The organism is Aureimonas endophytica (genome assembly GCF_014642635.1).
Taxonomy (GTDB): domain Bacteria; phylum Pseudomonadota; class Alphaproteobacteria; order Rhizobiales; family Rhizobiaceae; genus Plantimonas; species Plantimonas endophytica.
Map to the genome: position 1 here is coordinate 251,110 of NZ_BMIQ01000006.1, position 26,746 is coordinate 277,855.

At 69.4% G+C, this 26,746-nt stretch carries 20 protein-coding genes; 9 read left to right on the forward strand and 11 right to left on the reverse strand.

Annotation, left to right across the window (positions count from 1 at the left end; genetic code table 11):
- Positions 1-6: 6 nt before the first annotated feature.
- On the reverse strand, positions 7-1,470 hold the full coding sequence (locus IEY14_RS18790) for an ABC transporter substrate-binding protein (protein WP_188911256.1): 1,464 nt from the start codon (positions 1,468-1,470) through the stop codon (positions 7-9).
- 317 nt (positions 1,471-1,787) lie between these two features.
- Here IEY14_RS18790 and IEY14_RS18795 point away from each other — a divergent pair, with 317 nt between their 5' ends.
- The 3 genes from IEY14_RS18795 to IEY14_RS18805 all read left to right on the forward strand — a co-directional run bounded on the left by IEY14_RS18795 (position 1,788) and on the right by IEY14_RS18805 (position 5,122).
- Complete coding sequence (locus IEY14_RS18795) at positions 1,788-3,047, forward strand: ROK family transcriptional regulator (protein ID WP_188911258.1); 1,260 nt, start codon at positions 1,788-1,790, stop codon at positions 3,045-3,047.
- A 150-nt stretch (positions 3,048-3,197) separates the two neighbouring features.
- Entirely contained in the window at positions 3,198-4,028 is an 831-nt protein-coding gene (locus IEY14_RS18800) for an oxidoreductase (RefSeq protein ID WP_188911260.1), read from the forward strand.
- A 47-nt stretch (positions 4,029-4,075) separates the two neighbouring features.
- Entirely contained in the window at positions 4,076-5,122 is a 1,047-nt protein-coding gene (locus IEY14_RS18805; protein WP_188911261.1) for an AraC family transcriptional regulator, read from the forward strand.
- 13 nt (positions 5,123-5,135) lie between these two features.
- On the opposite strand, the gene IEY14_RS18810 is transcribed toward IEY14_RS18805, so the two are convergent.
- Both IEY14_RS18810 and IEY14_RS18815 read right to left on the reverse strand, forming a co-directional pair.
- On the reverse strand, positions 5,136-7,508 hold the full coding sequence (locus IEY14_RS18810; protein ID WP_188911263.1) for a sensor histidine kinase: 2,373 nt from the start codon (positions 7,506-7,508) through the stop codon (positions 5,136-5,138).
- Positions 7,505-9,235: a sensor histidine kinase gene (locus IEY14_RS18815; protein ID WP_188911265.1), complete on the reverse strand. Its 1,731-nt coding sequence runs from the start codon at positions 9,233-9,235 to the stop codon at positions 7,505-7,507. Before IEY14_RS18815 ends, IEY14_RS18810 begins: the two co-directional genes overlap by 4 nt.
- A 390-nt stretch (positions 9,236-9,625) precedes the next feature.
- On the opposite strand from IEY14_RS18815, the gene IEY14_RS18820 reads away from it, so the two are divergent.
- Positions 9,626-11,227: an ABC transporter substrate-binding protein gene (locus IEY14_RS18820; protein WP_188911267.1), complete on the forward strand. Its 1,602-nt coding sequence runs from the start codon at positions 9,626-9,628 to the stop codon at positions 11,225-11,227.
- 161 nt (positions 11,228-11,388) lie between these two features.
- Here IEY14_RS18820 and IEY14_RS18825 read toward each other — a convergent pair whose 3' ends face one another.
- Both IEY14_RS18825 and IEY14_RS18830 read right to left on the reverse strand, forming a co-directional pair.
- Positions 11,389-11,814: a hypothetical protein gene (locus IEY14_RS18825; RefSeq protein ID WP_188911269.1), complete on the reverse strand. Its 426-nt coding sequence runs from the start codon at positions 11,812-11,814 to the stop codon at positions 11,389-11,391.
- A gap of 273 nt (positions 11,815-12,087) precedes the next feature.
- Positions 12,088-13,878, reverse strand: coding sequence for an adenylate/guanylate cyclase domain-containing protein (locus IEY14_RS18830; protein ID WP_188911271.1), 1,791 nt, complete (start codon positions 13,876-13,878; stop codon positions 12,088-12,090).
- 350 nt (positions 13,879-14,228) lie between these two features.
- Between IEY14_RS18830 and IEY14_RS18835 the strand changes: the two genes are divergently transcribed.
- From IEY14_RS18835 to IEY14_RS18845, 3 genes are read left to right on the forward strand one after another with little or no spacing between them, the layout of a single operon-like run.
- Complete coding sequence (locus tag IEY14_RS18835) at positions 14,229-14,756, forward strand: (2Fe-2S)-binding protein (RefSeq protein WP_188911273.1); 528 nt, start codon at positions 14,229-14,231, stop codon at positions 14,754-14,756.
- The gene (locus IEY14_RS18840; protein WP_188911275.1) at positions 14,753-15,742 is read left to right on the forward strand and encodes an FAD binding domain-containing protein; all 990 of its coding nucleotides are present in this window, start codon (positions 14,753-14,755) and stop codon (positions 15,740-15,742) included. Before IEY14_RS18835 ends, IEY14_RS18840 begins: the two co-directional genes overlap by 4 nt.
- Before the next feature lie 32 nt (positions 15,743-15,774).
- Positions 15,775-18,054, forward strand: coding sequence for a xanthine dehydrogenase family protein molybdopterin-binding subunit (locus IEY14_RS18845; protein ID WP_244639593.1), 2,280 nt, complete (start codon positions 15,775-15,777; stop codon positions 18,052-18,054).
- A gap of 234 nt (positions 18,055-18,288) precedes the next feature.
- Here the strand turns inward: IEY14_RS18845 and IEY14_RS18850 are convergent, their stop codons facing one another.
- The 6 genes from IEY14_RS18850 to IEY14_RS18875 form a co-directional block, all read right to left on the reverse strand.
- Entirely contained in the window at positions 18,289-18,624 is a 336-nt protein-coding gene (locus tag IEY14_RS18850; RefSeq protein ID WP_188911277.1) for a hypothetical protein, read from the reverse strand.
- The gene (locus tag IEY14_RS18855) at positions 18,625-19,407 is read right to left on the reverse strand and encodes a glutathione S-transferase family protein (protein ID WP_188911279.1); all 783 of its coding nucleotides are present in this window, start codon (positions 19,405-19,407) and stop codon (positions 18,625-18,627) included.
- Positions 19,408-19,409: 2 nt separating this feature from the next.
- The gene (locus IEY14_RS18860; protein WP_244639576.1) at positions 19,410-20,528 is read right to left on the reverse strand and encodes a YihY/virulence factor BrkB family protein; all 1,119 of its coding nucleotides are present in this window, start codon (positions 20,526-20,528) and stop codon (positions 19,410-19,412) included.
- A gap of 507 nt (positions 20,529-21,035) precedes the next feature.
- Entirely contained in the window at positions 21,036-22,592 is a 1,557-nt protein-coding gene (locus IEY14_RS18865; RefSeq protein ID WP_188911282.1) for a phospholipase D family protein, read from the reverse strand.
- Between the two features lie 109 nt (positions 22,593-22,701).
- Positions 22,702-23,679, reverse strand: a complete 978-nt coding sequence (gene mbfA / locus IEY14_RS18870) for an iron exporter MbfA (protein ID WP_188911284.1) — start codon at positions 23,677-23,679, stop codon at positions 22,702-22,704.
- A gap of 62 nt (positions 23,680-23,741) precedes the next feature.
- Positions 23,742-24,626, reverse strand: coding sequence for a LysR family transcriptional regulator (locus tag IEY14_RS18875; RefSeq protein WP_188911286.1), 885 nt, complete (start codon positions 24,624-24,626; stop codon positions 23,742-23,744).
- 108 nt (positions 24,627-24,734) lie between these two features.
- On the opposite strand from IEY14_RS18875, the gene IEY14_RS18880 reads away from it, so the two are divergent.
- A complete protein-coding gene (locus tag IEY14_RS18880) occupies positions 24,735-25,763 on the forward strand; it encodes a bile acid:sodium symporter family protein (RefSeq protein WP_188911287.1) in 1,029 nt (342 codons plus the stop codon).
- 98 nt (positions 25,764-25,861) lie between these two features.
- Positions 25,862-26,746: a hypothetical protein gene (locus tag IEY14_RS18885; RefSeq protein WP_188911289.1), complete on the forward strand. Its 885-nt coding sequence runs from the start codon at positions 25,862-25,864 to the stop codon at positions 26,744-26,746.

The following is a 26,746-nucleotide window of genomic DNA, read 5'->3' on the forward strand; positions in this document are numbered from 1 at the left end:
CAAGGGTCAGCCGCCGAGCTTGGCGACGAGGGCCTTCGTCGCCTCCGGCGTGTCGTCGAAGCTCTCCTTCTGGTAGGGGATCATCAGATTCCCCTTCAGGATGCTGGCGAAGAGCGCGTTGGTGCGCTCCAGCGCCGGCGCCGCCGGCTCGGCGCCGGTGAGAAGCTGGTTCAGCGTCAGGCCGAGCACGCTTTCGAGCGCCGTATAGCCCGGCACCGGCGGGCGCGTGACCTTGCCGTTGCCCTGCTTCATCATGTTCAGCTGGACGTCGAGATAGGGATAGAGCTTCTTCAGGTCCGCGTCCTGATAGAGCGAGGCGCGGGCGAAGTCCGAGAACTGGTAGTTGAGGTCCGGCCATTCGGCCATCTTCTTCTGGGTCGCCTTGGAGGTGGCCCATTTGATGAAGGCGTAGCCCGCCTCCTGCTTGGACGAACTCGACGGCACGCCGAGGCTCCAGCCGCCGAGGCTGACCGTCTGCGGCACGCCTTCCGCCTTCGGGAGCGCGGCGGTGGCGTATTTCTCCATGACGTCGGACTTCTTGCCCGTCATGTAGCCGGAATTCTTCACGAGGTAGAAATAGGGCGTCCACCAGTAGAACATGCCGATATCGCCCTTGGCGAAGCGCGTGCCGGCGTCGAACCAGACATAGTTGATCGATTCGGGCGGCGAGAGCTTGTAGAGCTGGCGATAAAGCTCGATCGACTGTTCCCAGGCCGGACCGGAGAGCACCGGCTCGAAGTCCCAGGGCGATTTCGGGAAGGACTTGAACCAGGAGGCGCCGTGGCTCGACGAGAGCTGCGTGAACATGTGGACGATCGGCGAGGGCTGCGAGCCGCAGACGACGGTCGGGAAGACCGGGGCGCCGCCGAAGCTCTTGCCCTCCAGCTTCTTCAGCGTCTCGACATAGGTCTTCCAGGTCCAGGCCTCGGAGGTCTCGCTCGGCGGGGCGGCGATGCCGAACTCCTCGAACATGTCCTTGCGGTACATCACGCCCTGGGCATAGGCCGCGACGGGCAGCGTGCCGAGCTGGCCGCGCCAGATGTTGGAGGAATAGAGCACTTCCGGAATGAAGTCGGCGAGATCGATGTCCTTGTCCTTGGCGACGAAGTCGTTGAGGGGGACGATCCAGCCATTGTCGAGATATTGGCCGAGCCACATCTGGTCGACGGCGATGACGTCGGCATCGGAGGTCTTGGCGACGAAGGCGGAGACGAGACGGGCCTGAAGCGCGTCGTAGGACAGGCTTTCGAGTTCGACCTTGATGCCGGTCTCCTTCTCGAAATCGGGCAGAAGCGCCTTCATCGAGAAGAAGAACGGGTCCTCGACGGACAGGACGCGCACCGACTTGGCGTCGCTCGACTGGGCGCGGGCGGCGCCCGACAGAAGACCGAGGCTGCCCGGCAGGAGGGCGGCGGCCGAGACGCCTTTCAGAAGGGCGCGGCGTGACATCGACATCGAATGGGCGGTCATCTCGCTCTCCATGGACTGCGCTGCCGGGGCGGCAGCTCGCTCCGCGAGCCGGTCGGGCGGCGCTTGAAATCGGGTTGTTCCCACGCTGGCGCTCCCATCGCCGCCGTGGTATGTTCGAGGCTCGCACGAACATTGATCGTCGTCAACCGAGCCGTGATCGCAAAAGCCGCATTTCTTCCCGCCTGCCCTTCCGTCCGTGAAGCGTCGCAACCCGTGCCTGTGATAGGCCATCCTTCGGCGTCCAAACCGGGGACCGCGCCTTCGCGCCATCGGTCTGGCGCCCCGCTCCGCATGGCCTCGCCGGCAAAGAGAGACCCGTGATCCAGCGCCCCGCCCCGCTCGCCGAAGCCGACGACGCCGTGAACTTCCGCCTCGCCGCGCCGGAGGAGACTGGAACCGGCGGCGTCGTGCTCGTCTCGCCCTCGGTGATCGGGTCGATCAATCGCGGCCGCGTCCTCCAGGCGCTCTACGACAACGGACCGACGAGCCGCGCCGATCTCGCGCGTCTCGCCGGCGTCAACCGCACGACGGTGACGGGTATCGTGCAGCCGATGATCGAGGAAGGGCTGCTGATCGAGGGCGAGGCTCCGCGCTCGACGGGACTCGGCGGCAAGCCGGCGCGCCCGCTCGTCTTCAACCCGGACGCGCCGATGCTCGGCGCGATCCTGCTGCTGCCGGGCCGGATCCAGACCGCCCTCGTCTCACTGACCGGCGAGGTGACGGCGCAGGCGCATGGCCGCTTCGATCCGCATGGCGATCTCGACGCCTTCCGCGCCGTGCTCTTCGACACGATGGCCGAAACGCTCGGCGGCGCGGCGCGGACGCCCTTCGGCATCGGCGTCGCGGCCGGCGGCATGATCGACAGCGACAAGGGGCTGATCGTCACCGTGGCGCTGGCGCCGATCCTCGACGGCCTGCCGCTGGCCGCGATCCTGAAGGAGCGCTTCGGCCTGCCGGTGGTGATCGACCACCATCCCCGCGCGCTGCTCGTCGGCGACCGCTGGTTCGGGCCGGGCCGGGGCCAGCAGAATTTCGCCGCGATCTATACCGGCGAGGTGCTGGGCGGCGCCTTCTACATGGACGGCAAGGTCTATCGCGGCCTCGCGGGCTCCGGCGGCGAGCTCGGCCATACGATCGTCCAGTTCGGCGGCGCGGCCTGCAATTGCGGCAAGCACGGCTGCTGGGAGACGGTCGCGACCCTGTCCTGGCTGCGGCGCGAGGCGGCGGCGCGCGGCCTGTCCGATCCCGACACCGTCCACGCCGCCCGGCTCGTGGCCGAGGCCGAAGGCGGCTCGGCGACGGCGGCCGGGCTTCTCGACCTCTATGCCCGCAACATCGCGATCGGCATCGCCAATCTCCAGCAGACGCTGTCGCTGAACTACTACATCCTCCATGGCGACGCGGCGATGGGCGGGCCGCCGCTCGCCCGGCGGATCGGCGAGCATGTCGAGCGCTTCGTCCTGATGCGCCCGAACCAGGAGATCGTCATCGCCGTCAGCGGCAATGGCGAGGGCCGCACGGCGCTGCGCGGCGCCGCCGGCCTCGTCGTCTCCGACCGGCTGAAGCTGGTGATCTGATCCTTCCCGGACGACCTTCGTCATCGCCGGGCCCGCAGACGACGACAGGCGGATTGGCGCGATCCGTCATCGCCCTGGCGTCTTCGGCGAATGCCATGGCGCCCCGTGCCGTCTAGGTTCTGCCTCAACAGCCGAACGGAACGGATCACGATGACGAAGAACAAGACGAAGACGGCCCTGGTGACGGGCGCCTCCTCCGGCATGGGCAAGGCGATCGCCAAGCGGCTTCTCGACGCCGGGTTCCGCGTCTATGTCGCGGCGCGCCAGACCGAGAAGATGGCGGATCTCGCGCGGCTCGGCGCGGTGCCCCTGCGCATGGACATCTCCCGCGAGGAGGATATCGTCGCGGCCGCCGGCCAGATCCTGGCGGAGACGGGCGGCGTCGACGTCCTCGTCAACAATGCCGGCTTCGGCCTCTACGGGCCGGTCGAGGAGATCGGGATGGACGAGGCGCGCTACCAGTTCGAGGTCAATCTCTTCGGCCCGGCCCGGCTGACGCAGCTTCTTCTGCCGGCAATGCGCGAGCGGCGCGGCGGCACCATCGTCAACATCACCTCGATGGGCGGCAAGATCTACACGCTGCTCGGCGCCTGGTATCATGCGAGCAAGCACGCGCTGGAGGGCTGGTCGGACAGCCTGCGCCTCGAACTCGCCCCCTTCGGCATCCGCGTCGTGGTGGTCGAGCCGGGCCTGATCGAGACGGATTTCGGCGACGTCCTCGCCGCCAACCTCCTGAAGCGCCAGGGCGGCACCGCCTATGCGAAGATGCGCCAGGGCGTCGCGACCTCGACCCGGCAGGCCTATGGCCAGGGCCGGGGCAGCGATCCGACCTTGATCGCCGATGTCGTGGCGCGGGCCGTCGCGGCCCGGCGGCCGCGGACGCGCTACGTCGCCGGCAAATATGCCAAGCCGATGATCGCGATGCGCGCCTGGCTCGGCGACCGGATGTTCGATCGCATCATTATGAGCCAGATGCGCTAGGGACGGCTCCCGCCGATCCGCCTTCTTCCCTTCGACGGAGCGAGACGATGAGCGCCCTTCCCGCCGACCGCTGCCGGATCCCGCAGGCCTTCTGGGCGGCGGTCGCCCGGCTCGACCTGCCGCCCGCCGCCCTCCTGCGCCAGGCGCGCCTGCCGGGCACGCTGCATCTCGGCGGGCCGGCCTTCGTCACCACGGCGCAGTTCTTCGCCCTGTGGAAGGCGCTGGAGGCGCTGCGGCCCGAACCCGGCCTCGGTCTGCGCCTCGTCGTCGAGGCGGAGACGGCGGGCCACCCGCCCTCGAGCCTCGCCGCCTTCCATGCCCGCGACTATCGCGACGGCCTCGCCCGGATGGCGCGCTTCAAGCGGCTCTGCACGCCGGAAGAGCTGCATGTCGCCGAGGCGGGCGGCGAATGCGTGGTCACGTCGCAATGGCTCCATGCCGCCGAGCCGGAGCCGGACGTCGTGACCGATGTCACCTTCGCGACGCTGGTCGAACTCGGCCGCCGGGGCACCGGCCAGCCGCTCGTCCCCAAGCGGGTGGAACTCCGGCGGCCGAAGCCCGGCCATGACGGCGCCGAGGCCTATTTCGGCGGCCCGATCCGCTACAGGGCGGCGCGCAACGCCCTCGTCCTCGCCTCCGCCGATCTCGACCGCCCCTTTCCGGGCCACAATCCCGATCTCCTGGAAATGCTGACCCCGGCGCTCGCCGCCGCGCTCGGCGAACTCAAGGCGCAGAGCTCGGTGGCCGAGAAGGTGAAGATCGTGCTGAAGCGCCGGCTGGCGAGCGGCCGGCCGGATCTCACCGAGGTGGCGAGCGAGCTCGGCATGAGCGAGCGCACGCTGCAACGGCGCATCACCGAGGAAGGCGGCAGCTTCCGCGAATTGCTCGCCGCCGCGCGCCGGGAACTCGGCCGTCAGCTTCTCGCCGATCCGGCGGCCGAGATCGACGAGGTGGCCTGCCTCCTCGGCTACCAGGATACCAGTTCCTTCTATCGCGCCTTTCGCGACTGGGAGGGGCTGACCCCCAACCGCTGGCGCGAGCTTCATCTCGCCGCCCCCGCGCCGCGCGCCGGCGCGGAAGGCCTGATGCACTGAGGCCGGGCGCCCGTCAGGCCGCGTCGCCGGCCGGCGCCTCGCCGCTTCCCGCCCGCGCCGCCTGTGGACGGTGGCGCGGCAGGAGGATCGCGAAGCGCGTGCCCCGGCCGAGCGCGCTCTCGACGTCGATCGTGCCGCCGAGCGTCGCCGTCACGAGGCTGAAGACGATATGGAGGCCGAGGCCGGTCGAGCCCTGCGCCCGCCCCGTCGTGAAGAAGGGATCGAAGATCCGCGCCCGATGCTGCGGATCGATGCCGCGCCCGTCGTCCTCGAAGGTGATCGCTACGCGGTCGCCGTCGCGGCGCGCCACGTCGATGCGGATCGTGCCGCCCTCGGTCGAGGCGAAGGCATGGACATAGGCATTGGTGACGAGATTGGTGAGGACCTGCGCGAGGGCGCCGGGATAGGAATCCATCATCAGCCCCGCCTCGCACTCGACGAGGATGCGGTGGCCGTAGCGCTTGCCGAGCGGGCGCAGGCTGATGAAGAGATCGTCGAGAAAGCCCTTCAGGTCGAAGCTGCGCCGCTCGCCGCTCGCCCGGTCGGCCGCCACCTGCTTGAAGCTGACGACGAGCTGCGCCGAGCGCTCCAGATTCGAGGTCGTCAGCCGGATGCCGTCCTGAAGCCGTTCGAGAAAGCGGTCGAAGGCGGCGCGGCTGACCCGCCCGCCGCCGATATCGGCGCCGAAGCCGCGCAGCTCGTCGCGCATCACGGTGGCGGTGGTGAGCGCGATACCGAGCGGCGTGTTGATCTCGTGCGCGACGCCGGCGACGAGCTGGCCCAGCGAGGCGAGCTTCTCGCTCTGGATCAGCTCGCGCTGCGTGCGCTTCAGTTCGCGCAGCGCCTCCTCCGTCCGTTCCTTCTCGGTCCGCAGCGCGCTCTCGCGCTTGTTGAGCTCGAAGAGGAAGCGGTTCGTCGCCTCGGCCATATGGCCGATCTCGTCCGACCGGGCCGAGCCGACGACCGGCCCCGCCTCGGGATTGAAGGCGCGGTCGAGCATGTCGCGTTCGAGATGCTTCAGCGGCGTGGTGATCGAGCGGGCGACGAGAAAGGCGAAGACCGTGCCGGCGATGAGCCCGAGAAGCGCGCCGAAGCCGAGCATCCGCCGGGCCGTCGCGCCGATCTGATCGGCGTTGCGGGCGAGCTCGCCGTTGAGATAGGCGATCTCGAAGACCAGCGCATTGGCCGTGTCCGTCATGCGGGCGAGGATGTCGTTCTGCTGGCCGAGGCCCTTGCTCGTCTCGCCGAGACTGTCGCGCCAGACGTCGAGCGCGTCGAGCATGTCGGTCTGGATCAGCGGCGAGATCGGCAGGGTGGCGATCCGGTCGCTGAGGGTGCCGCTGTCGGCGGTCGCGGCGCCGATGCCGGGAATGTCGCGGGCGGCGATCGCCTCCTCCGTCCACGCCGTCAGCCGCATGGTCTCGACCGCGATGTTCTGGGTCGCCTGTTCCGTCTCATGCGCCTCGACCGTATAGGCGAGGAGTTCGGCGACCTTTTCCTGGAGCGCCCTCGCGGCGGTGCCGTCGATCTTGATCCGCTGGTCGAGCCAGGCGAGCGGCGCGCCCGCGTCGCGGCTCGCCTCGTAGGTGCTGAGGGCCGCCGCGAATTCGCCCGCCAGGGCCGGCGTCTCGCCCTTGCCGAGCGCATCGCGAAGATCAGCGACGGCATTGGCCATCCGCACGGCGGCCATCTCGTCCTGGGTTCTGTCCGGCGTCTGCAACAGGCCGAGCTGGCGGTCGGAGATCGCGGCGCGCGCCAGTTCCGCGCGCCGGACGAGGTCCTGCACGCCGCGCAGCGCATCGTCGTTGCGCCGCAGGGTCGCGACGATATTGGCATTGGACTCGTGCTGGCGCTTGCGCGCCTCGTCCGTCAGCACCAGGAGGCCGCCCAGATGCTCGCGCATCGTCGCGACCAGCTTGTCGTTGCGCTCGATGGTGATCTCCAGCTCGCCCATCGCGGCGCGGAAGCGCTGCAGGAGGGCCTCGCTCTCCAGGATGGCGTCGATATGTTCCGGCACGTCGGTGAGGTCGAGCAGCTCCCGCGAATTGGCGAGGGCGACGTCGAGCGCGGCGACGAACTGGCTGCGATGCCGGTGCCGCTCCGCCGCCGGCGCGTGGACGAAGGCGTCGCGCTCGTTGATGGCGGTGACGATCTGGCGGAACTCCGTCGCGACCGTCAGCGCGCCGCGCCGGGCGTCGTCGGCGCGATTGAGAAGGAACAGCGAGGCGAGGCCGATGAGCACGGCCGCGAGGATCGGGATCGCCCCGACGAGAAAGACGCGCTGCGTGATGGAGGGCAGGAGGCGCCGCCCGAAGAGGCCCCGCCCCCCGGCCCGTTCGCCCGCCGGCCCCGCCTTCGCGAGCGCGGGTGGCGCCACGCCGCTCATGACGCCGCCGGCCGGGCGCCGACGGGAATGGACAGGACGAAGGCCGCGCCGCCGAGGGGTCCGCGCGGCTCGACCTCGATCCGCCCGCCATGGAGATCGGCGATGCGCCGGACGATCGACAGGCCGAGCCCGGTGGAGGATTCGCCGCCGGTCGGCTGCGCCGACAGGCGTTGGAAGCGGCCGAAGAGCCGCGCCACGTCCTCCTCCGCCAGCCCCGGCCCGCTATCGGCGACGGTGATGCGCACGGCATGGCCGGCAAGGCTCGCGCCCACCGCGATGCGCCCGCCGAGCGGCGCGTATTTCACCGCGTTGGAGACGAGATTGTCGACGGCCTCGGCGATCCGCTCCGGGTCGCAATAGGCGGCGAGCGGCGCTTCGATCGCCGTCTCGATCGTCTGCGACTTGGCGCGGGCGGCGCCTGCATTCGCCGCCGCCTCCGCCGCGACGATCTCGCCGAGATCGACGCGGCGGCAATGGATGCCGATCTCCAGCGAATCGGCGAGGGCATCGGCGAGAAGGCCGTCGACGATGCCGAGCATGCGCTGGGCGGTGGCGCGCGCCTGGCCCGCCTGCCGGGCGATCTCGGGCACCGCCGCGCCGGCCGCCGCCAGTTCCTCCAGCCGCTCGGCGCGGCCGGCGATCACCGTCAGCGGGTTCTTCAGGTCGTGCGCGACCATGCCCATCATCTCGTTCTTGAAGGCATTGGCCCGCCGCAGGAGGCCGCTCTGCGCTTCCAGCCGCTCGTTCGCCTCGGCGAGCGCCGCCGTCCGCCGGCGGACACGCTCCTCCAGGAGGACATTGGCCGCCTGCAGGTCCTCGTGCAGCCGCGCATTGTCGAAGGCGATGGCGAGCTTGGCCGAGAAGACCGCGACCAGCGAGGCCTGCGCCTCGGTGAGGTCGGCGGCGGCATCGAGCACGACGAGGATCTGCGCCCCTTCCGGCGTGCGCACATAGAGATGGGTCAGGCCGCCCTCGCGCCGGATCACCGTGTCGCCTCGCGGAAAGGCGGCGAAGAGCCGCTCAAAATCGAGCTTGGCGCCGGGCGCGGCGGTGAAGCTGCCGCTGGAGGCAAGCACCGCGTGGCGGACGTCGCTCGCCCCGCGCAGCACCAGCATGCCGGCGCAGTCGATGGCGAGGAGCGCGTTCAGCTGCACCAGGACGCCCTCCGCCAGCCGCGTCAGCGAGCGCCCGTCGAAAAGGGCGGAGGAGGCCGCGACGATCAGCTCCAGCCCGCGCCGCGTGTCGTCGAGGCGCTTCAGCTGCTCGTAGCTGCGCAGCGAGGAGGTGAGCGTCGTGAAAAGCCGTTCGGCCGTCAGCTCGGTCTTCGCCTTGTAGTCGTTGATGTCGTAATCGACGACGACCTGGTGCTCCGGTGCCTGGCCGGGCTGGCCGGTGCGCAGGATGATGCGCACCAGCGCGTTGCCGAGCTCGTGGCGGATCCGGCGCGCGAGCTTCAGCCCGGCATCGTCGCTCTCCATCACGACATCGAGAAGCACGATCGCCGTGTCCGGCCGATCGCGCAACAGCGCCAGGCCCTCGGTCCCCGAGAAGGCTCCGGCGAGTTCGATGCGGCGACCGTTCAGGGCGAAGTTCTTGAGGGCGAAGGCCGTGCTCTCATGCACCGCCGCGTCGTCGTCGACCACGGCGACCTTCCAGGGCGGCAGCCCGCTCGCGGCCGAGGCCTCCGGCTCGTCGCGATCGGCAAAGACCAGAAAGTCGCTCGACATGGCGAAGCCTCTCCCTCCCCTTCGGGCTCCTTCAGCCTTGCCGCCTGCGACCCCGCCCGGTTTATGCCACGCCCCTTCCGGCCGATCCAGAATTTTGGCGGCCAACCATAGGAATTCATTCGACTTAACGTCGCACAACCTCTGTCGTGGGCGGACGATCCCGCGCCCGATGCTTGGCACGAGCCGCGAATACCCGTGCCTCGCCGCAGCGGCAGGGCGCCGAGCGCTGCGTCAGGTGCCGTTCCGGGCGAGGATGCGGCGCGATTCTCCTTCCGCTGGAGGCGAGTTGATCGAGCCGGCCGATCCGAGGCAGAATGACGTCGGGACGGAGGGGCGACAATGATCCGGCATGACGGGGCGGGACGAGCCGAAACCTGCAGAAGGGGAAGGATGGCGCGCGTCCTCCTCGCGGCCCTTCTCTGCGGCGCCCTCGCCGCCCCGGCGGCGGCGAAGACGCTCGTCTTCTGTTCCGAGGGCAATCCCGAGACGCTGAACCCGCAGCTCGCCGTGACCGGCACCGCGATGGACGCGGCCCATCCGATCTTCAACAATCTCGTGGAATACGAGATCGGCACGACGAATATCCGCCCCTCGCTCGCCGAATCCTGGACGATCTCGCCGGATGGCCGCGACTATGTCTTCAAGCTGCGCCAGGGCGTCCACTTCCATTCCAACGCCGTCTTCACGCCGTCGCGGACCTTCAACGCCGACGACGTGATCTTTTCGCTGATGCGGCAATGGAAGGCGGACCACCCCTTCCACGCGACCGCCGGCGGCGGCTTCGACTATTTCCAGGACATGGGCATGGCCGATCTCCTGGAATCGATCGAAGCCCTGGACGAGCACACCGTGCATATCCGGCTGACGCGGGCCGAGGCGCCCTTCCTCGCCGATCTCGCCATGCCCTTCAACGCGATCCTTTCGGCCGAATATGCCGACACGCTGCTGAAGGCCGGCAAGAAGGACCTTCTCGACACGCTGCCGATCGGCACCGGCCCCTTCACCCTCGCGAGCTTCCGCAAGGACGTGGCGCTGCGCTACCGCGCCTTTCCCGACTATTGGCGGGGACGCCAGTCGGTGGACACGCTGGTCTTCTCGATCACGCCGCCGCCGGCCGCCCGTCTCGCCAAGCTGAAGGCGGGCGAGTGCCATATCTCGGCCTTTCCGACGCCGGAAAATGCCGAGGAGGTGCGCGCCGATCCCGAACTGAAGCTCTATTCCGCCGAGGGGCTGAACATCGGCTATCTGGCGATGAACACCGCGCGCGCGCCCTTCGACGACGTGCGGGTGCGCCGCGCCATCAATCTGGCGATCGACAAGGCCTCGATCATCGCCGGCGTCTACGGCTCGACCGGTGTCGCGGCGACCAATCCGGTGCCGCCGACGCTCTGGGCCTACAATCCCGACGTGCCGCCCTTCCCCTATGATCCGGCCGAGGCGCGGCGCCTTCTGGAAGAGGCGGGACTGACCGGGGGCCTTGCCGTCGATCTCTGGTATCCGCCGGTCAACCGGCCCTACAATCCGAACGGCCGGCGCGTCGCCGAGATGATCCAGGCGGATCTGGCGAAGTTCGGCATCCGCCTGGAGCTGAAGACGGCCGAATGGAACGCCTATCGCGCCATCATGCAGAACGGCGAGTTCAACATGGCGCTCTATGGCTGGACGGCCGATATCGGCGATCCCGACAACTTCCTCCACACGCTGCTCGGCTGCCAGGCGGCGCGGATCGGCGGCAACAACATCGCCCGCTGGTGCGATAAGGCCTATAACGACCTCGTCACCGAGGCGAAGGTGACCTCCGACATAGCGCGCCGCAAGGAACTCTACGGCAAGGCGCAGGAGATCTTCCACGACGCGGTGCCCTGGGCGCCGATCGCCCATGCCAATTTCATGGTCGCGACCCGCGCCGAGGTGCGCGGCTTCAAGATCGACCCGCTCGGCTACCACATCGTCGAGAATGTCGACATCGCCGACCCGGCGCCGGGGCGGTAGATGCCGCCCCGGGGTCGTTTACAATGAAGCCTGAGGCACCGGCGCCCGACAATCGCTTGGCCGGTTTAGAGATCTCGGCTACGAAGCGGCGCTGCTGGCATATAACATCTCTCCCATTCACTTTGGGGCGCAGCTAGCATAACGGCCATTATGGAACGACACTATTTCAAGCCGTACTTTCCAAATTCCGAAATAAACAGGTTATAAGCTTGCGTTCCCTTGAATGAGGCAAGCTTGGTATCGAGGTCAGAATTCTCCTTATTGATGCGATCGACGGCGGCCGATTTTTCATCAATAGTGAGGTTCGTTGCTTCCTGAAAAGCTCTCAAACGCTCCTCGCCTCGCACACGCTGCATAGCAATCGGCTCAATCGTTGTTCCTGCAACCGCTCGATCGACAGCGGCGAGCACTTCGTTTGTCAGCTTTGAAAGGGTGGAGCTAACAGCAACTGCCTTGACCTGCTTCGTCGCATCGACAGGAATTCGCAAGCCCTTTTCTGGTAGAACACCAGCTATCCTTGATCGTGGGGTGAAACCCGGCGGAATTGCCGGCGTCTTTGATCCAATTCCGCCTGTTGATCCCGACATTGCCAACCTCTCACCTTTGTCCGATCATCCTCGCTCATAAAGCTTGCTTCGAGCGTTCGCCTTATAGTGGTGCATAAATCAGGAATTTTGCACAGGCTGCAAATGGCAATCCCGCCAACAGCTTATGCTGTGCGAAAATCCCGTACGGAACGATCGGCGCGCATAGGCCGCGCTGGAGCCAGCCGAAGCTGCATAGCCATTCGGAGCCGCCATGATCGGATGATCAGTTCGGCTTCGCTTACATCGAGCCTTGTCCCCTCCTCGCTGTTTCCCTCAGGCCCTCGCGGCCCGCACGCCCTCGACACGATCGTCGATCAGTCCCGCCGCCACGAGGCCGTCGACATAGCGGGCGAGGAGGGCGGGGTTCATGAAGGACATGGCGTCGCGGGCGAAATTCGCGGTCATTTCCGGGCGGCCGACGAGGAAGCGGTTCAGCGCGTCGCGCGCGGTCTCCATCTCGCCGGCGGCGGCGGCGAAGGTGGCGACGTCGCGATAGGGCCAGCTCATGCCCGGCTTCTCGGCCAGCGCCCGGCGCGTCCAGACCAGCGCCTCGCGCGGGCGGCCGGAGGCGAAATGGGCAAGGCCCATGCCGATGAAGGAGTTGAAGCTGAAGGGATCGCGCGGCGACAGCCGGTTCGCCCGCTCGAAACAGGCGAAGGCCTCTTCCGGCCGGCCGCGATAGACCCGCGAGAAGCCGCGCCGCGTCCAGGCCCAGGCGTGATTGACGTCGATGGCGACGGCGCGGTCGATCAGGGCATCGGCCCGGTCGATCTGGCCGTCGATCAGCATGATGGCGGTCGCCAGCGCCGTCAGCGCCAGGGGATCGTCGTCCACCGCGCCGCTCGCCCGCTCGATCAGGATGCGGCCGGCGGCCCGCTCGGCGGCGAGGTCCGGCGACCAGTTATAGGCGATCTGCTGGGCGCGCGCCCAGGAGCCGACCGCCGCCGCCCGGCCGTTGCTGGGCTCCAGCGCCAGCGCCTCGTCGAGGAGCGCGATCGCCTGCGGATTGTCCTCGCGCCGATGCGCCCAGAGATGCGGCAGCGCTCGCATCACCAGATCGTAGGCGGCGAGATTTTGCGGCGCCTTGCGGCGCGAGCGCTCGATCTCCGCCTGCCGGATGGTCGGGTGCAGCGCGCCGGACACCATCTCGGCGATCCGGTCCTGCGCCTCGAACATGTCGTCGGTCTGGGCGTCGAGCCGGTCGCTCCAGATCTGCGCGCCCGAGCCGCCGTCGACGAGGCGCAGCGACACGCGCATCCGCTCGCCGGAAAAGCGCAGGCTGCCTTCGAGAAGATAGCGCACGCCGAGTTCGGCGGCGATGGTGCGCACATCCACCGAACGGCCCTTGTAGGCATAGGCCGAATGGCGGGCGATCACCAGGAACTCGCGCACCTGCGACAGGCTGGCGGTGATTTCCTCCACCATGCCATCGACGAAGCCGTCGCGCCCCTCCCCGCCGCCGAGATTGTCGAAGGGCAGAACGACGATCGAGGGCTGCGTGGCGGGATCGGGCACCGCGACGCGGCGGCGCCGGCGCACGCCGACGAGCTTCGGGTCCCAGATCCAGATGCGATGGCGCTCGGTCAGCCCCTTCAGCGCCTGCTCGCCGATATCGGTGAAATAGATGTCGGTCTTGCCGGCGAGATATTCGAAGACGCCGCGCGAGATCGCCATGCCGCCGGGCGGCGCGACGGTCTGGACGCGGGCCGCCAGATTGACACCCTCGCCGAACCGGTCGTCGCCGATCACCACGACATCGCCGACCACAATGCCGATCCTGACGCGCAGGCGCACGCCCTCCTGCCCGTCCTCGCCGTTCATCGCCCGCTGGAAGGCCGAGGCCCAGGCGACGGCGTTCACCGCGCTCGTGAATTCGGCGAGGCAGCCGTCGCCGGTATTCTTGAACACATGGCCGCCGAAATCGCCGATGGTGAGAAGCACCCGGTCGCGCTGCATGCGGCCGACGGCTTCGAGCGTCCCGGCCTCGTCGGCCTCGACGAGGGTCGAGAACCCTTCCACATCCATCGACAGGATCGCGGCCAGACGGCGGCGCGATGCATCCATGTTCGAACACCCCCGCATCCGAAGCGAGTCTCGACCGGAAGCGCCAGGCCGCGCCACCGGGCGATCGCATGACTCCCCGTAGTGTCCGCATCCCTAGCATAAGAACGACGATTCGGCGCCATGCGCCCCTCCCGCAGGGCGAGCGAGATCAGGGCGTGTCTTCGTAGCCGGCGAAACAGTTGGCCCGGAAGACTGTGCTTGCCGATTGCTATCCAACCGGAGCGCGAGACTGCGGACTTTATTTGTCGAGCCGGCGGCACGGACGGAACAATTGGTCGCAATGCCGCAGCGAAGCCTTCCGTCTCCCATGCCCTGCCCTAGCTTGGAACCGGTCCAGATCTGGAGGTTCCATGACCATCACGATCAACGGCCGCGAGGTGCCCGTCCCGGCCGATCCCCGAATATCGCTGCTCGATCTCCTGCGCGATCATCTCGGCCTTTCCGGCACCAAGAAGGGCTGCAACCAGGGCGCCTGCGGCGCCTGCACCGTGCTGGTCGACGGCGAGCGCATCGTCTCCTGCCTGGGGCTCGCGATCCAATATGACGGACGGGCGGTCACGACGGTCGAAGGGCTGGCGACGGCGGGCGAACTGCATCCGCTGCAACGCGCCTTCATCGAGCATGACGGCTTCCAATGCGGCTATTGCACGCCCGGCCAGCTGATGTCCGCCATCGGCATGGCGCGCGAGGCCTCGCGCGGCCTGCCGAGCCATGTCACCGCCGATCTCGCCGCCACGAGCGTCGCGCTCGATCGCGGCGAGATCGCCGAACGGATGAGCGGCAATCTCTGCCGCTGCGGCGCCTATAACGGCATCGTCGACGCGGTCGCCGCCAGCCTCGAAGAGGCGGATGCGGTGCGGGAGGACCAGGCGGCATGACCCCCTTCAGCTTCCAGAGGGCCGGCGACGCGCCGGAGGCAATCCGGCTGGCGGCCGCGACGATCGGCGCGAAATATCTCGGCGGCGGCACCAATCTCGTCGACCTGATGCGCGAGGGCGTCGAACGCCCGCCGGCACTGGTGGACGTCACCGGCCTCGCGGCCGCGATCGAGGCGGCGCCGGATGGCGGCCTCGTGATCGGCGCGGCGGCGACCAACACCGCCCTTGCCGAGGACCGAGCGGTGCGCGAGCGCTTTCCCCTCCTCGCCCGCGCCATCCTCGCCGGCGCCAGCGGCCAGATCCGCAACATGGCGACGGTCGGCGGCAATCTCCTGCAGCGTACGCGCTGCACCTATTTCTACGACGAGGCCGCGCGCTGCAACAAGCGCGCGCCCGGCGCGGGCTGCGACGCGCGGGACGGGTTCAACCGCATCCACGCGATCCTCGGCGCGTCGGAAAGCTGCGTCGCGACGCATCCGTCGGACATGTGCGTGGCGCTGGTCGCGCTCGACGCGCTCGTCCATCTCGACGGCCCGGACGGCGCGCGGCGCCTGCCGCTCGCCGAACTCCACCGCCTGCCGGGCGAGCGGCCGGATCTCGAAACCGAACTGCGGCCGGGCGAGCTGATCACGGCGGTGGAAGTGCCGCCGCTCGCCTTCGCCGCCCGCTCGGCCTATCGCAAGGTGCGCGACCGGGCCTCCTATGCCTTCGCGCTCGTCTCCGTCGCGGCGGCGCTCGACCTCGCCGAGGACGGCACGGTGCGGGACGTCCGGCTGGCGCTCGGCGGCGTCGGGCCGAAGCCCTGGCGGGCGCATGCGGCGGAAGCGGCGCTGCGCGGGCAAGGCGCGACGGTCGAAAGTTTCAGAAGAGCCGCCGAAGCCGAGCTGCGCGACGCGCGGCCCTTGCGCGACAACGGCTTCAAGATCGAGCTCGCCGCGCGCACGATCGTCGCGGTGCTCGCCAATCTCGCGGGAGACCGGACATGAGCAATCTCATCCGCGGCGCGGCCCAGGCGGTGATGAAGAAGGCCGTGCAGCTCGCGCCGGACAGCTGGATGCCCGGCGGCGAGCCGGACCCGCTGAGCCGGCAGAAGCACGGGCTCGTCGGCGCCCCGATCTCGCGCATCGACGGCCCGCTGAAGGTTCAGGGCGCGGCACGCTTCGCCGCCGAGATGCCGATGGACGGCCTCGTCTATGCCGCGCTCGCCTATTCGACTATCGCGAAGGGCCGCATTGTCCATCTGGAAACGGGCGCGGCGGAAGCCGCGCCGGGCGTCGTCCTGGTGATGACGCATCGCAACGCACCGCGCATGAAGCCGATGCCGCTGTTCATGACCGCCGAAAAGGCGGCGGGCGGCAGCAGCCTGCCGATCATGCAGGATGCGGAGATCCACTGGAACGGCCAGCCCGTCGCGCTGGTCCTCGCCGAAAGCCAGGAGGAGGCCGATCACGCCGTCTCGCTGATCGAGGCGCGCTACGAGACAGCCCCGGCCATGACGTCCTTCGCGGCGGCGAAGGCCAAGGGCACGACGCCCGGCCTGTTCATGGGCCAGCCGCTCGGCACGAAGGTCGGCGACGCGGCGGGCGCGCTCGCCGCCGCGCCCCACAAGGTCGATGCCGTCTATACGACGCCGCGCCACAATCACAACCCGATCGAGCTCCACGCGGCGACGGTCCATTGGCAGGGCGACCGGCTGCGCATCCACGACGCGACGCAGGCGGTCGGCCATACCGCCTGGTCGGTCGCCCAGGTCTTCGGCCTCGACGAGGCGCAGGTCCATGTCACCTCGCCCTATGTCGGCGGCGGCTTCGGCTCGAAGACGCTCTGGCCGCATCAGGTCCTGGCGGCGGCGGCGGCGCGCCTCGCGGGCCGGCCGGTCCGCATCGTCCTGTCGCGCGAGGGCGTCTACCGCATCGTCGGCGGGCGCACCGTCACGGAACAGCGCGTCGCGCTCGGCGCCGATGGCGAGGGGCGACTTCAGGCCGTCATCCATACCGGCACGGTGGCGATGACGGCGCATAACGCCCTGCCCGAGCCCTTCATCCTCGCGACGCGCGGCGCCTATGCCGCCAGGACCTTCGAGCTCGATGTCGAGGTCGCGACGCTGGACATGGTCGCCAACACCTTCATGCGGGCGCCGGGCGAGGCGGTCGGCACCTTCGCGCTGGAATGCGCCATGGACGAGCTGGCCGTCGAACTGGGAATGGACCCGATCGAACTGCGCATCCGCAACGAGCCGGACAAGGACCCGCTCGAAGGCACGCCTTTCTCCTCCCGCAACATCGTCGCCGCCTATCGGGCGGGGGCGGAGCGCTTCGGCTGGAACGAGCGACACCCGAGCCCCGGCGCGCGCCGGGAGGGCGAGTGGCTGGTCGGCATGGGCTGCGCCACGGCGACCTATCCCTATTACCGCATGCCGGGCGGCGCCGCGCGGATCCGGCTGGGGCGCGACGGGCGGGCGCATGTCGCGGTCGCCGCCCACGAGATGGGCATGGGCACGGCGACGGTGCAGACGCAGATCGCCGCCGAGCGGCTCGGCCTGCCGCTCGATCACGTCTCCTTCGCCTATGGCGATTCCACGCTACCCGGCACCATCCTCGCCGGCGGCTCGCAGCAGACCGCCGCGATCGGCGCGGCGGTGATCGCGGCGCATCGCAAGCTCGTCGAGGAGCTCCTGACGCTTGCCGGCAACGACACGCCGCTCGCCGGCCTGAAGGCGGACGAGGTCGGCGGTCTCGACGGCGGCCTCGCCAAGCTGGACGAGCCGGAACGTCGCGAAAGCTATGCCTCGATCCTGATGCGCGCCGGACGCGAGGACCTAGTGGTCGAGGCCGAAGGGTCGCAGCCGCTGGAAACCCAGCACTGGTCGATGCATTCCTACGGCGCGATGTTCGCCGAGGTGAAGGTGAACGCCGTCACCGGCGAGGTGCGGGTGTCGCGCTTCCTCGGCTCCTTCGACTGCGGGCGCATCCTCAACGCCAAGACCGCCGCCAGCCAGTTCCGGGGCGGCATCATCATGGGCCTCGGCCTCGCGCTGATGGAGGAAACGCAGTTCGACGAGCGCACCGGCCGCATCATGAATCCGAGCCTTGCCGAATATCATGTGCCCGTGCATCTCGACGTGCCGGCGATCGACGTGATCTGGACCGACATTCCCGATCCGCACACGCCGATGGGCGCCCATGGCGTCGGCGAGATCGGCATCACCGGCGTCGGCGCGGCGGTCGCCAATGCCGTGTTCAACGCCACCGGCAAGCGCATCCGCGACCTGCCGATCACGCTCGACAAGCTGCTCTAGCGAGGCCTCATACCATCGCGCCTTCGAGGAGATCCGCCCACCTCACCGCATCGTCATCCCGGCCTTGAGCCGGGACCCATTCCAAGCCGGCCATGACAGGTCGAAACCGATGCGGAAGGACGCGCATCTCCACCCTTATCCATGCAGTTCCATAAAGGCATGGATCCCGGGTCAGGCCCGGGATGACGAAGCTGAGACGGAGGTAGCCAGGATCAACGCATAAGCGCGCCGATATCATTCGGCGAGTCCGGCATACCAGCCGGCATAGGGCGTGTTGCGCGCCATGTGCCGGTTGAGATCGGGAGCGCCGTCCCGCCACCAGACGGGGCCGCGCTCGCCGAGCGCGCGCTTGGCGGCGTCGACGGCGGCATGCGCCGCCGCCTCGGCCTCGCCGTCCTCGTTCCGCCGGGCGGTGGCGACGGCGCGGCGCGCCCGCATCAGCTCCTTGACGAGATCCTGCCGCCGCTCGTCCGGCAGCGTGGGATCCGCCATGCGCCAGAGCCGGCCGCGCACGACGAAATAGCGCCCGTCGGGCGTCACCGGATGGCGGGCGGGCTTGGCGCCGGCCATTCAGCCCGGCCAGGAAAAGCGGATATTGTCGTTCTCAAGACCCGCCGCGACGATGTCGATCCCGCCGGAGCGGATCATCCATTCCAGGCGATGGTCGCGATATTCGCGCCGCCGTCCGCCGGTGCGGTAATGGTCGGCGGCGGCCGCCATCCGCGCGGCGGCCGCGTCGAATTCGGCGAAGGTCTCGGCGACGGCCGGGCGCCGGCGGACACGCTCGTGCCAGCGCGCCAGCGCCGAGCCGGGCGGCGGGCCGAAGCCGTAATGGACGGAGCGGTTGAGCATCGGAGCGACGGCCGCGTCCGACCAGCCGAAGCGCTCGCCGCCGAACCAGTCCGCCGCGCCGAGCCGGGCGGCGAGCCAGTCCTGAAGCCGCGCCGTATCGCGACGAACGGCCGCCGTCAGGCGCTCGGCCAGGGCGCCCTCGGCGCGCCGGAACCAGAGAAGCTCGCCATAGCCCCAGTTCACCGCCTCGTAATGGCTGTCGCAGATCTCCTCGGTCATCCGCGCCTCGGCCCGCGCCAGCGGATCGGCCGGGCGAAGCGGCGGCTCCGGCCAGCGCTCCTCGACATATTCGAGGATGATGGTCGACTCGAAGATCGCCGCCCCCTCCTCCACGAGAAGCACGGGAACCTCCGAGCGCGGATTGGCGGCGGCGAAAGCGGTGTCGTGTCGCCCCGTGCCGAAATCCTCGGGCAGGACGCAGCCGAAATCGAGCCCCTTCTCGCGCAGAGCGATCTTCACCTTCTGCGCATAGGAGGACAGGGGATGATCGTAGAGGATCATCCTCACCGGGCCTCGCCCAGCGTATCGGCCATCTCGGCGCCGCGCTGGCCCATCGGCCGGGGCGATTTCGCCGTCGAATCCTCGGCGGTCTGGTGCTCGATCTCGGCATTCAGTTCGGCGCCGAGGAGAACGACGACGGTCGAGATCCAGATCCAGGTCATGAAGCCGATCGCCGCGCCGAGCGAGCCGTAGGTCTCGTCGTAATTGCCGAAATTCTGGACATACCAGGAGAACAGGATGGAGAAGAGGCTCCAGAGTACGGCGGCGAGCGCGCTGCCCCAGGTCAGCCAGCGCCATTTCGCCGGTCTCCGGCTCGGCCCGACGCGGTAGATGAGGCTCAGCCCCGCCGCGACGACGACGAGAAGGACGGGCCAGCGCAGAAGGAGCAGCCAGCTTTCCAGCCCGCCGAGGCCGACAAATTTAAGCGCCACCGGCAGAACGACGATGCCCGACAGCGCCAGGACGAGGAAGACCAGCGTGCCGAGCGTGAAGGCGAGCGAGACGAGGGTCAGGCGAACGAAGCCGCGCTTCTCCTCTTCCTCGTAGACAATGTTCAGCGCGTCGAAGAGCGTCTTCATGCCGGCATTGGCGCTCCACAGCGCGAGGCCGAGGCCGAAGATCATGCCGAAGCCGAGCTTGCCGTCGCTATGGGCGGTGACGCGCTGCATCTGCTCGCCGATGATCGAAACGGCGCCGCCGGGCAGGATGCCGGCAAGGCCCTGAAGCTGTTCGTTGATCGCGACCGGATCGGTGAAAAGGCCGTAGATCGAGATCAGCGCCGTGATCGCCGGAAACAGGGCGAGCAGGACGTAGAAGGTGACGCCGGCCGAGACGAGCAGCAGGCGATCGTCGGAGAACTCGCCGAAGGTCCGCCAGAGGATGTCGCGCCAACCCTTCGCCGGGATCTCGCGCGGCGTGCCGGCATGCCGGCCCCGCCCCGTCTCGGCGGCGGCGAGCGGCCCGACCGAGCGCTCGCCGGGCTCATCGAAAACGCGGTCCGCCTCGGCGCCGCCCCGGCCCGCCCAGAAGCCGGCAAAGGCCAGGAGCCCGCCGGACAGAAGCCCGAGCGCCGCGCTGGAAAGATCGATCCCCGACCGTCGTCCGAGAGCCCGCCTGTTCATTCGCATCCCCGAAATCATGATCCATGGCGAGGACATGGGCGCGGCAAGCGATCCGTCGCCCCGCCCGTCATCCGCCTTTCGAAATTTTGTGCGCGGGGATCGAAATTCCACCGGCCGGCTCCGCGAGCGAACCGGATGGGGAGATGCCGGGCGGCCTTCCTGCGGAAGCGTGCGCCCCTTCGCTCCCTCATCCGCCTGCCGGCACCTTCTCCCGGCTCGGGAAAAGGCGAGGCCGCGACACCGGCTCGGGCCTGCATCGGCCGAGCCGCCCGAAGGCAGATCCTACGGGCGCACTGATGCGTTGATCTTTGGCGACGCCGTTTCAGCCTCGTCATCCCGGCCTCGAGCCGGGATCCATGCCTCGGCAAGACCGCATGGATAAGGTTGGAGATAGTATACCGTCCGCATCGCTCCCGTCCTGCCCCGATCGGTTTGGAATGGATCCCGGCTCAAGGCCGGGATGACGAAGCGATAAGCTGAGCGGGTCTCTACGAAACCGGGATCGTATCAGAGCTGCGATTCGAGCGGCAGCCAGCCGACGGCCCTGGCGACGAGGCGTCGTCCGAGCGTCGCGCGCGGCTCGTGGCGGTGACGCGTCTCGGAACCCGCCGCATCCTCCGAGCGCCAGACGATCGCACCCTCGGCATCGAGGCCGAGGGCGTAGCTCATGCCCGGCGAGGTCTCCTCCTCGAACAGGTCGCGCATCCGCCGCACCAGTTCGGGATGGTCGAAGATGAGACCCATCTCGGTGTTGAGCGAGCGCGAGCGCGGATCGAAGTTCAGGGAGCCGATGAAGCCGCGCCGGTCATCGACGGTGAAGGCCTTGGTGTGGAGGCTCGCCCGGCTGGAACCGCGCAGGCTGAGGCGCGGCGAGCGGCCGTCCTGCTTCAGCTCGAACAGGCGGATGCCGGCGCCGAGCAGCGGCAGTCGATAGGGCGCGTAGCCGCCATGCACTGCCGCGACATCGGTGGCGGCGAGCGAATTGGTCAGGACCGACACCGCGACGCCGCGACGCGCGAGGGCGGAGAGCGTCTCGACGCCCTCCTCGCCCGGAATGAAATAGGGCGAGGTGATCTCGACGCGGGATGTCGCGCCGGCGATCACCGGCAGGAGGCGCCGCATCGGCCCGTTGTCGCCCGTCCGCCCCTCGGCCTTGGCCGGCGCGTCGGCGACGAGTTCCACCCGGTCGCACCAGTGGATGTGGCGCTGGTCGAGGAGGTTCTCCATCGACATGTGCTCGTGCAGGCGCTCGATATAGGGCCGCGCCTCGTCCGAGCCGGCGAGACGCTTGAGGGCGCTGCGCAGGTGCCGCAGGCGCGGCCGGATGCCCTTGGCCAGCTTGCCGATCGGCAGGGCGAGACCGCTGTTCCAATAGGTGTCGAAGACGCGCTCGCTGTCGCGCAGCACCGGCCCCATGGCGAGAAGATCGAGGTCGCGGAAGTTCGAATCCTCCGAGGCGTCGTAATATTCGTCGCCGACATTGCGGCCGCCGACGATGGCGATCCGCCCGTCCGCGATCCAAGCCTTGTTGTGCATGCGCCGGTTGATGCTCCAGGCCCGGAGGATCATCTCGCCCCAGCGGCGCAGGGGATTGGATCGCGCGCGCGTCGGATTGAACAGCCGGAGCTGGATGTTCGGATGGCTGTCGAGCGCCAGCATGGCCTTGTCATCGCCGGCGACGCCGAGATCGTCGAGAAGAAGTCGCACGCGCACGCCGCGATCGGCGGCTTCCAGCACCTCCCCGGCGAGAAGCCGCCCGGTGAGATCGCCGTGCCAGATATAGTACATGAGGTCGAGGCTGCGCCCGGCGGCCCGCGCCGAAAGGGCGCGCGCGGCGAAGGCGTCGAGATTGGACGAGAGGAGGACGAGGCCGCTCCGCCCCGGCTCGGCCGAGGTCAGCGCCTCGATCCGGCGGTCGAGCTTCGTCGGGCTCCAGGCCCTCGCCAGGTCGAAGGCATGGGAGGGCGAACGCTCGGCCTTGCGGGCAAGAAGGCCGATCGCGCGGACGCGGCGCGGCGCGGCTTCCTGCGTCCCTTCTCCTCCCGCGATCAGATGATTCGACATTCCGACTGAACCCGACGCCACGCCCTGCGCCCGCGCCTTCCCGGCGGGCCTCCAACGGATATAGGGAGGGGGCGGAGGCCGCGCAGCCGGCGGACGCGCGAAAAATCCGTCAGCCGCCGCCGATCAGGATGCCGGCGACGAGGACGAGGGCGCCGCCGAGCACGACCTGCACCGTCGCCCGGAGCACCGGCGTTTCCATGAAGCGGTTCTGGATCCAGACGATCGCCCAGAGTTCGAGGAAGACGACGACGAAGGCGACGGCCGTCGCCGTCCAGAAATCCCGGATGAGATAGGGCAGCGCATGGCCGAGCCCGCCGATCGTGGTCATCAGGCCGGTGGCGAGGCCGCGCTTCAACGGCGAGCCGCGACCCGACAGCTTGCCGTCGTCATGCGCCGCCTCGGTGAAGCCCATGGAAATGCCGGCGCCGATCGCGGCGGCGAGGCCGACGGTCAGGGTCGTGCCGGGATCGCGCGTCGCGAAGGCCGTGGCGAAGATCGGCGCCAGCGTCGAGACCGAGCCGTCCATCAGCCCGGCAAGGCCCGGCTGCACCAGGGTGAGGATGAGCTGGCGCCGCGCCGCCTTTGCCTCCTCCGCCCGCGCTTCCGGCGGCAGATGCTCCTGTTCCAGCGCCTCGGCCCGATCGCGATGGGTGCGTTCGGCCCGCGCCAGATCGCCGAGCAGCCGGCGCGTGCCGGCATCGCCCGTGCGCTGCGCCGCCGCCTCGTAGAAGCGCGCCGCGTCCTCCTCCATCCGCTCGGCCTCGGCGCGGATGCGCTCGATGCCGAGATTGTCGACCAGCCAGACCGGCCGCCGGCCGACATAGTCGGCGACATGCTCGCGCCGGATCAGGGGAATGGTCGGACCGAAGCGGCGCTCGTGCTCGGCGATGAGGGCGCGGCGGTGGCCGTCCTCCTCCCGCTCCATCGCGCGGAACACCGCCGCCGAGGCGGGATAGTCCGCCTCCAGCCGCCCGGCATAGGTCGCGTAGATGCGGCCGTCGTCCTCCTCGGCGGAAATGGCGAGGGCGAGGATCTCGCGTTCGGAAAGATCGGCGAAGCGGCGGCGGCCGAAGGAGAACAGGCGCATGGAGCGATCCTTTGCAGAATCCCTTATTTAGAATGATTCCAAACTGAGGAAAAGGGGCGGGCTCAGCGCGGGCCGGCGTCGAGGGCGGGACGCCCCCGCCCGCTCGCCGACCATTGCAGGATGGCGGCGATCAGCGCCTCCGCCACCGGCTGGCGGCCGCCCGGCCCGAGAACGACGAAGTCGAGATCGGCGAGCTTCGGCAGGCCGCCCTTGTCGGGCAGGATGCCGAGCCCCGGCGGAATGAGCCGGGCCGAATGGGGCATCACGCCGATCCCGGCGCGGGCGGCGGCGCTGAGCGCGCTGAGGCTGCCGCTGGTGAAGGCGACGCGCCAGGACCGGCCGGCGCGGTCGAGCGCGTCGAGCGCCATCGCCCGCGTGATGCTCGGCGGCGGGTAGAGGAGAAGCGGTAGCGGCTCGCCGGGATCGGGATCGAGATCCGGCCTGCCGACCCAGGCGGCGGGCTCCTGCCAGGCGAGCCGCCCGCCCCGGTCGCGCGCGCCGCGCTTGACGAGGATCACGTCGAGCGCGCCGGCATCGAAGCTCTGGCGCAACGTCTCGCTGAGCCCGGCGGTCAGTTCCAGATCGACCTCGGGATGGCGCCGGATGAAGGCGGCGAGGACGTCCGGCAGGGCGGACAGGACGAAATCCTCCGAGGCGCCGAAGCGCAGCCGGCCGCGCAGCGACACGCCGGCGAGATGCAGTTGCAGCCGCTCGTTCAGCGCCAGGATGCGCCGGGCATGGTCGAGCACCGCCTCGCCGGCCGGCGTCAGGGCGACGCGATGCGTGTCGCGATCGAAGAGCCGGCGGCCGGTTTCGGCCTCCAGCCGCCGCACCCGCTGGCTGACCGTCGATTGCCGTAGGCCGAGCCGGCGGGCCGCCGCCGTGAAGCTGCCGGTTTCGGCGACGGCGACGAGCGCCTGCAGAAGGTCGGGGGCCAGGAAGTCCATCGCTCATCACGCTCCATGATGACCGAAATCATCACCATGCGGATTGTCGATAGCCAATCCTTCGCGCATGTCTCACGCCATCGCCCGCGCCTTTTCCGGGAACGCCCCATGCCCAAGCTCCGCCGCTTCGTCGATCCCTATCTCCTGCTGCTCACCGGCACCGTCGTCCTCGCCGCGCTCTTTCCGGCGCGCGGGGTCGGGGCGTCGGTGGCGGATATCGCGGTGACGGTGGCGGTCGCGCTGCTCTTCTTCCTCTACGGCGCGCGGCTCGCGCCCTCCGCGATCTGGGCGGGCCTCGCCCATTGGCGCCTGCAATCGCTGGTCTTCGCCTCGACCTTCCTGCTCTTTCCGCTGATCGGTCTCGCCGTCAGCGCCGGGGCCGGCGCGCTTCTGCCGGACGACATGGTGACGGGCCTCCTCTTCCTCAGCCTCCTGCCCTCCACGGTGCAGTCCTCGATCGCCTTCACCTCGATCGCCGGCGGCAACGTGCCGGCGGCGCTGTGCAGTGCCTCGGTCTCCAATCTCGTGGGTGTGGTGCTGACGCCGCTCCTCGTGGCGCTTCTCATCCCGACGGCGGGCTCGGGCTTCGCCCTTTCCTCCATCGAGGATATCGGCTTGCAGATCCTCCTGCCCTTCGTCGTCGGCCAAGCGATGCGGCCGCTGATCGGCGCCTGGCTCCTCCGCCACAAGACGCTGACCTCCTATGTCGATCGCGGCTCGATCCTCTTCGTCGTCTATGCCGCCTTCAGCGCCGGCATGGTGGCCGGCGTCTGGACGGAGGTCTCGCTCGGCGACCTCACCGCGATCATCCTCCTCGACACGCTGATGCTCGCCGTCGTCATCGCCGCGACGACGCTGCTCAGCCGCAGGCTCGGCTTCTCGACGCCGGACGAGATCGCCATCGTCTTCTGCGGCTCGAAGAAGAGCATGGCGAGCGGCATCCCGATGGCGACGATCCTGTTTCCGGCCTCGGCCGTCAGCCTCACCGTGCTGCCGCTGATGATCTTCCACCAGATCCAGCTCTTCGTCTGCGCGACGCTGGCGCGGCGCTATGCCGAGCGCGCCGCCGCCAGGACGCGCGCGGTCGAGGGCGCCGGCGAGGCCGCCGAGGTCGCGGCGGCCCGCGCGCCGAACTGAGACAGCCGGACGACTTCTCTTAAGTCGGCGTTCAGCCCGATTCCAAAGTCATTCTTGGTTAACTTGCTTTGTGGCCGCCTACGGACTGAAATGCGGGCATGAGCGATGCGAGGCAGACGAGCGGAACGGAGGAGCGGCGGGCGAGCCTCGCGGTGGAGCGAGGCCTCCACACGCTCACCTATCGCTTCGATCCGGCCTTCGCCCTTTCCCTCGAAGCCGCTCCCGTGGTGCGCGTTCTCGCCGCCTCGCCCGGCATCTTCCTGGTGCCGGCGCCGGGCGAGACCTTCGGCCTCCTGTCCGGCCCCGGCCGCGGCATGGTCGTCCTGGCGGAGGCGGACGGCACCCTCGAACTTCAGGTGGCGGCGGCGATGCCCGGCGGCAGCCTTTCAGCCGAGGTCGAACTTGCCCGCGTCGAGGCGCCGCGCCCGCTGGTGGCGCGCGGCGGCCCGTCGCGCAGCGAGCTGCCGGAAGGCGGCGCCGAGTTCCTCATCCGCGCCCATGTCTCGCAGCGCGGCGACGTTTCCGCCGGCCGTGGCGCCTGGATCGGCGGCCCGGAGGCGCCGGGCCGGATCGAGGGCCTGGAGATCCGCCTCGTCGGCGGCGCGATGCCGCTCGAATATCAGGTGGCGACCGGCGGGCGCACCGGCGGCTGGTCGGGCTGGTTCCCGGACGGCGCCTATGCCGGCTCGCGCGGCAAGGCGGCGCCGCTGATCGGCCTACGCATCCGTCTGAAGGAGGAGGCGTCGCCCCGTCTCGCGCTCCAGGCGGAGGCGCTGTTTCTCGGCGCGGCGCCGCTCAAGCGGAGCGGGCGCGAGATCGAGCTCGTCGGCCCCTCGCCGCTCGACCCGCTGGTCGGCCTGCGGCTCGATCTGACGAGCGCCGCGACGGGTGCCGGCGAGGCGCCGCTTCCCGAAACGGCGGCCAGGACCGCCTCGCGCCTGCGCGTCTTCCGCCGCGCGCCCTCCGACGCCGAGGCGGCATGA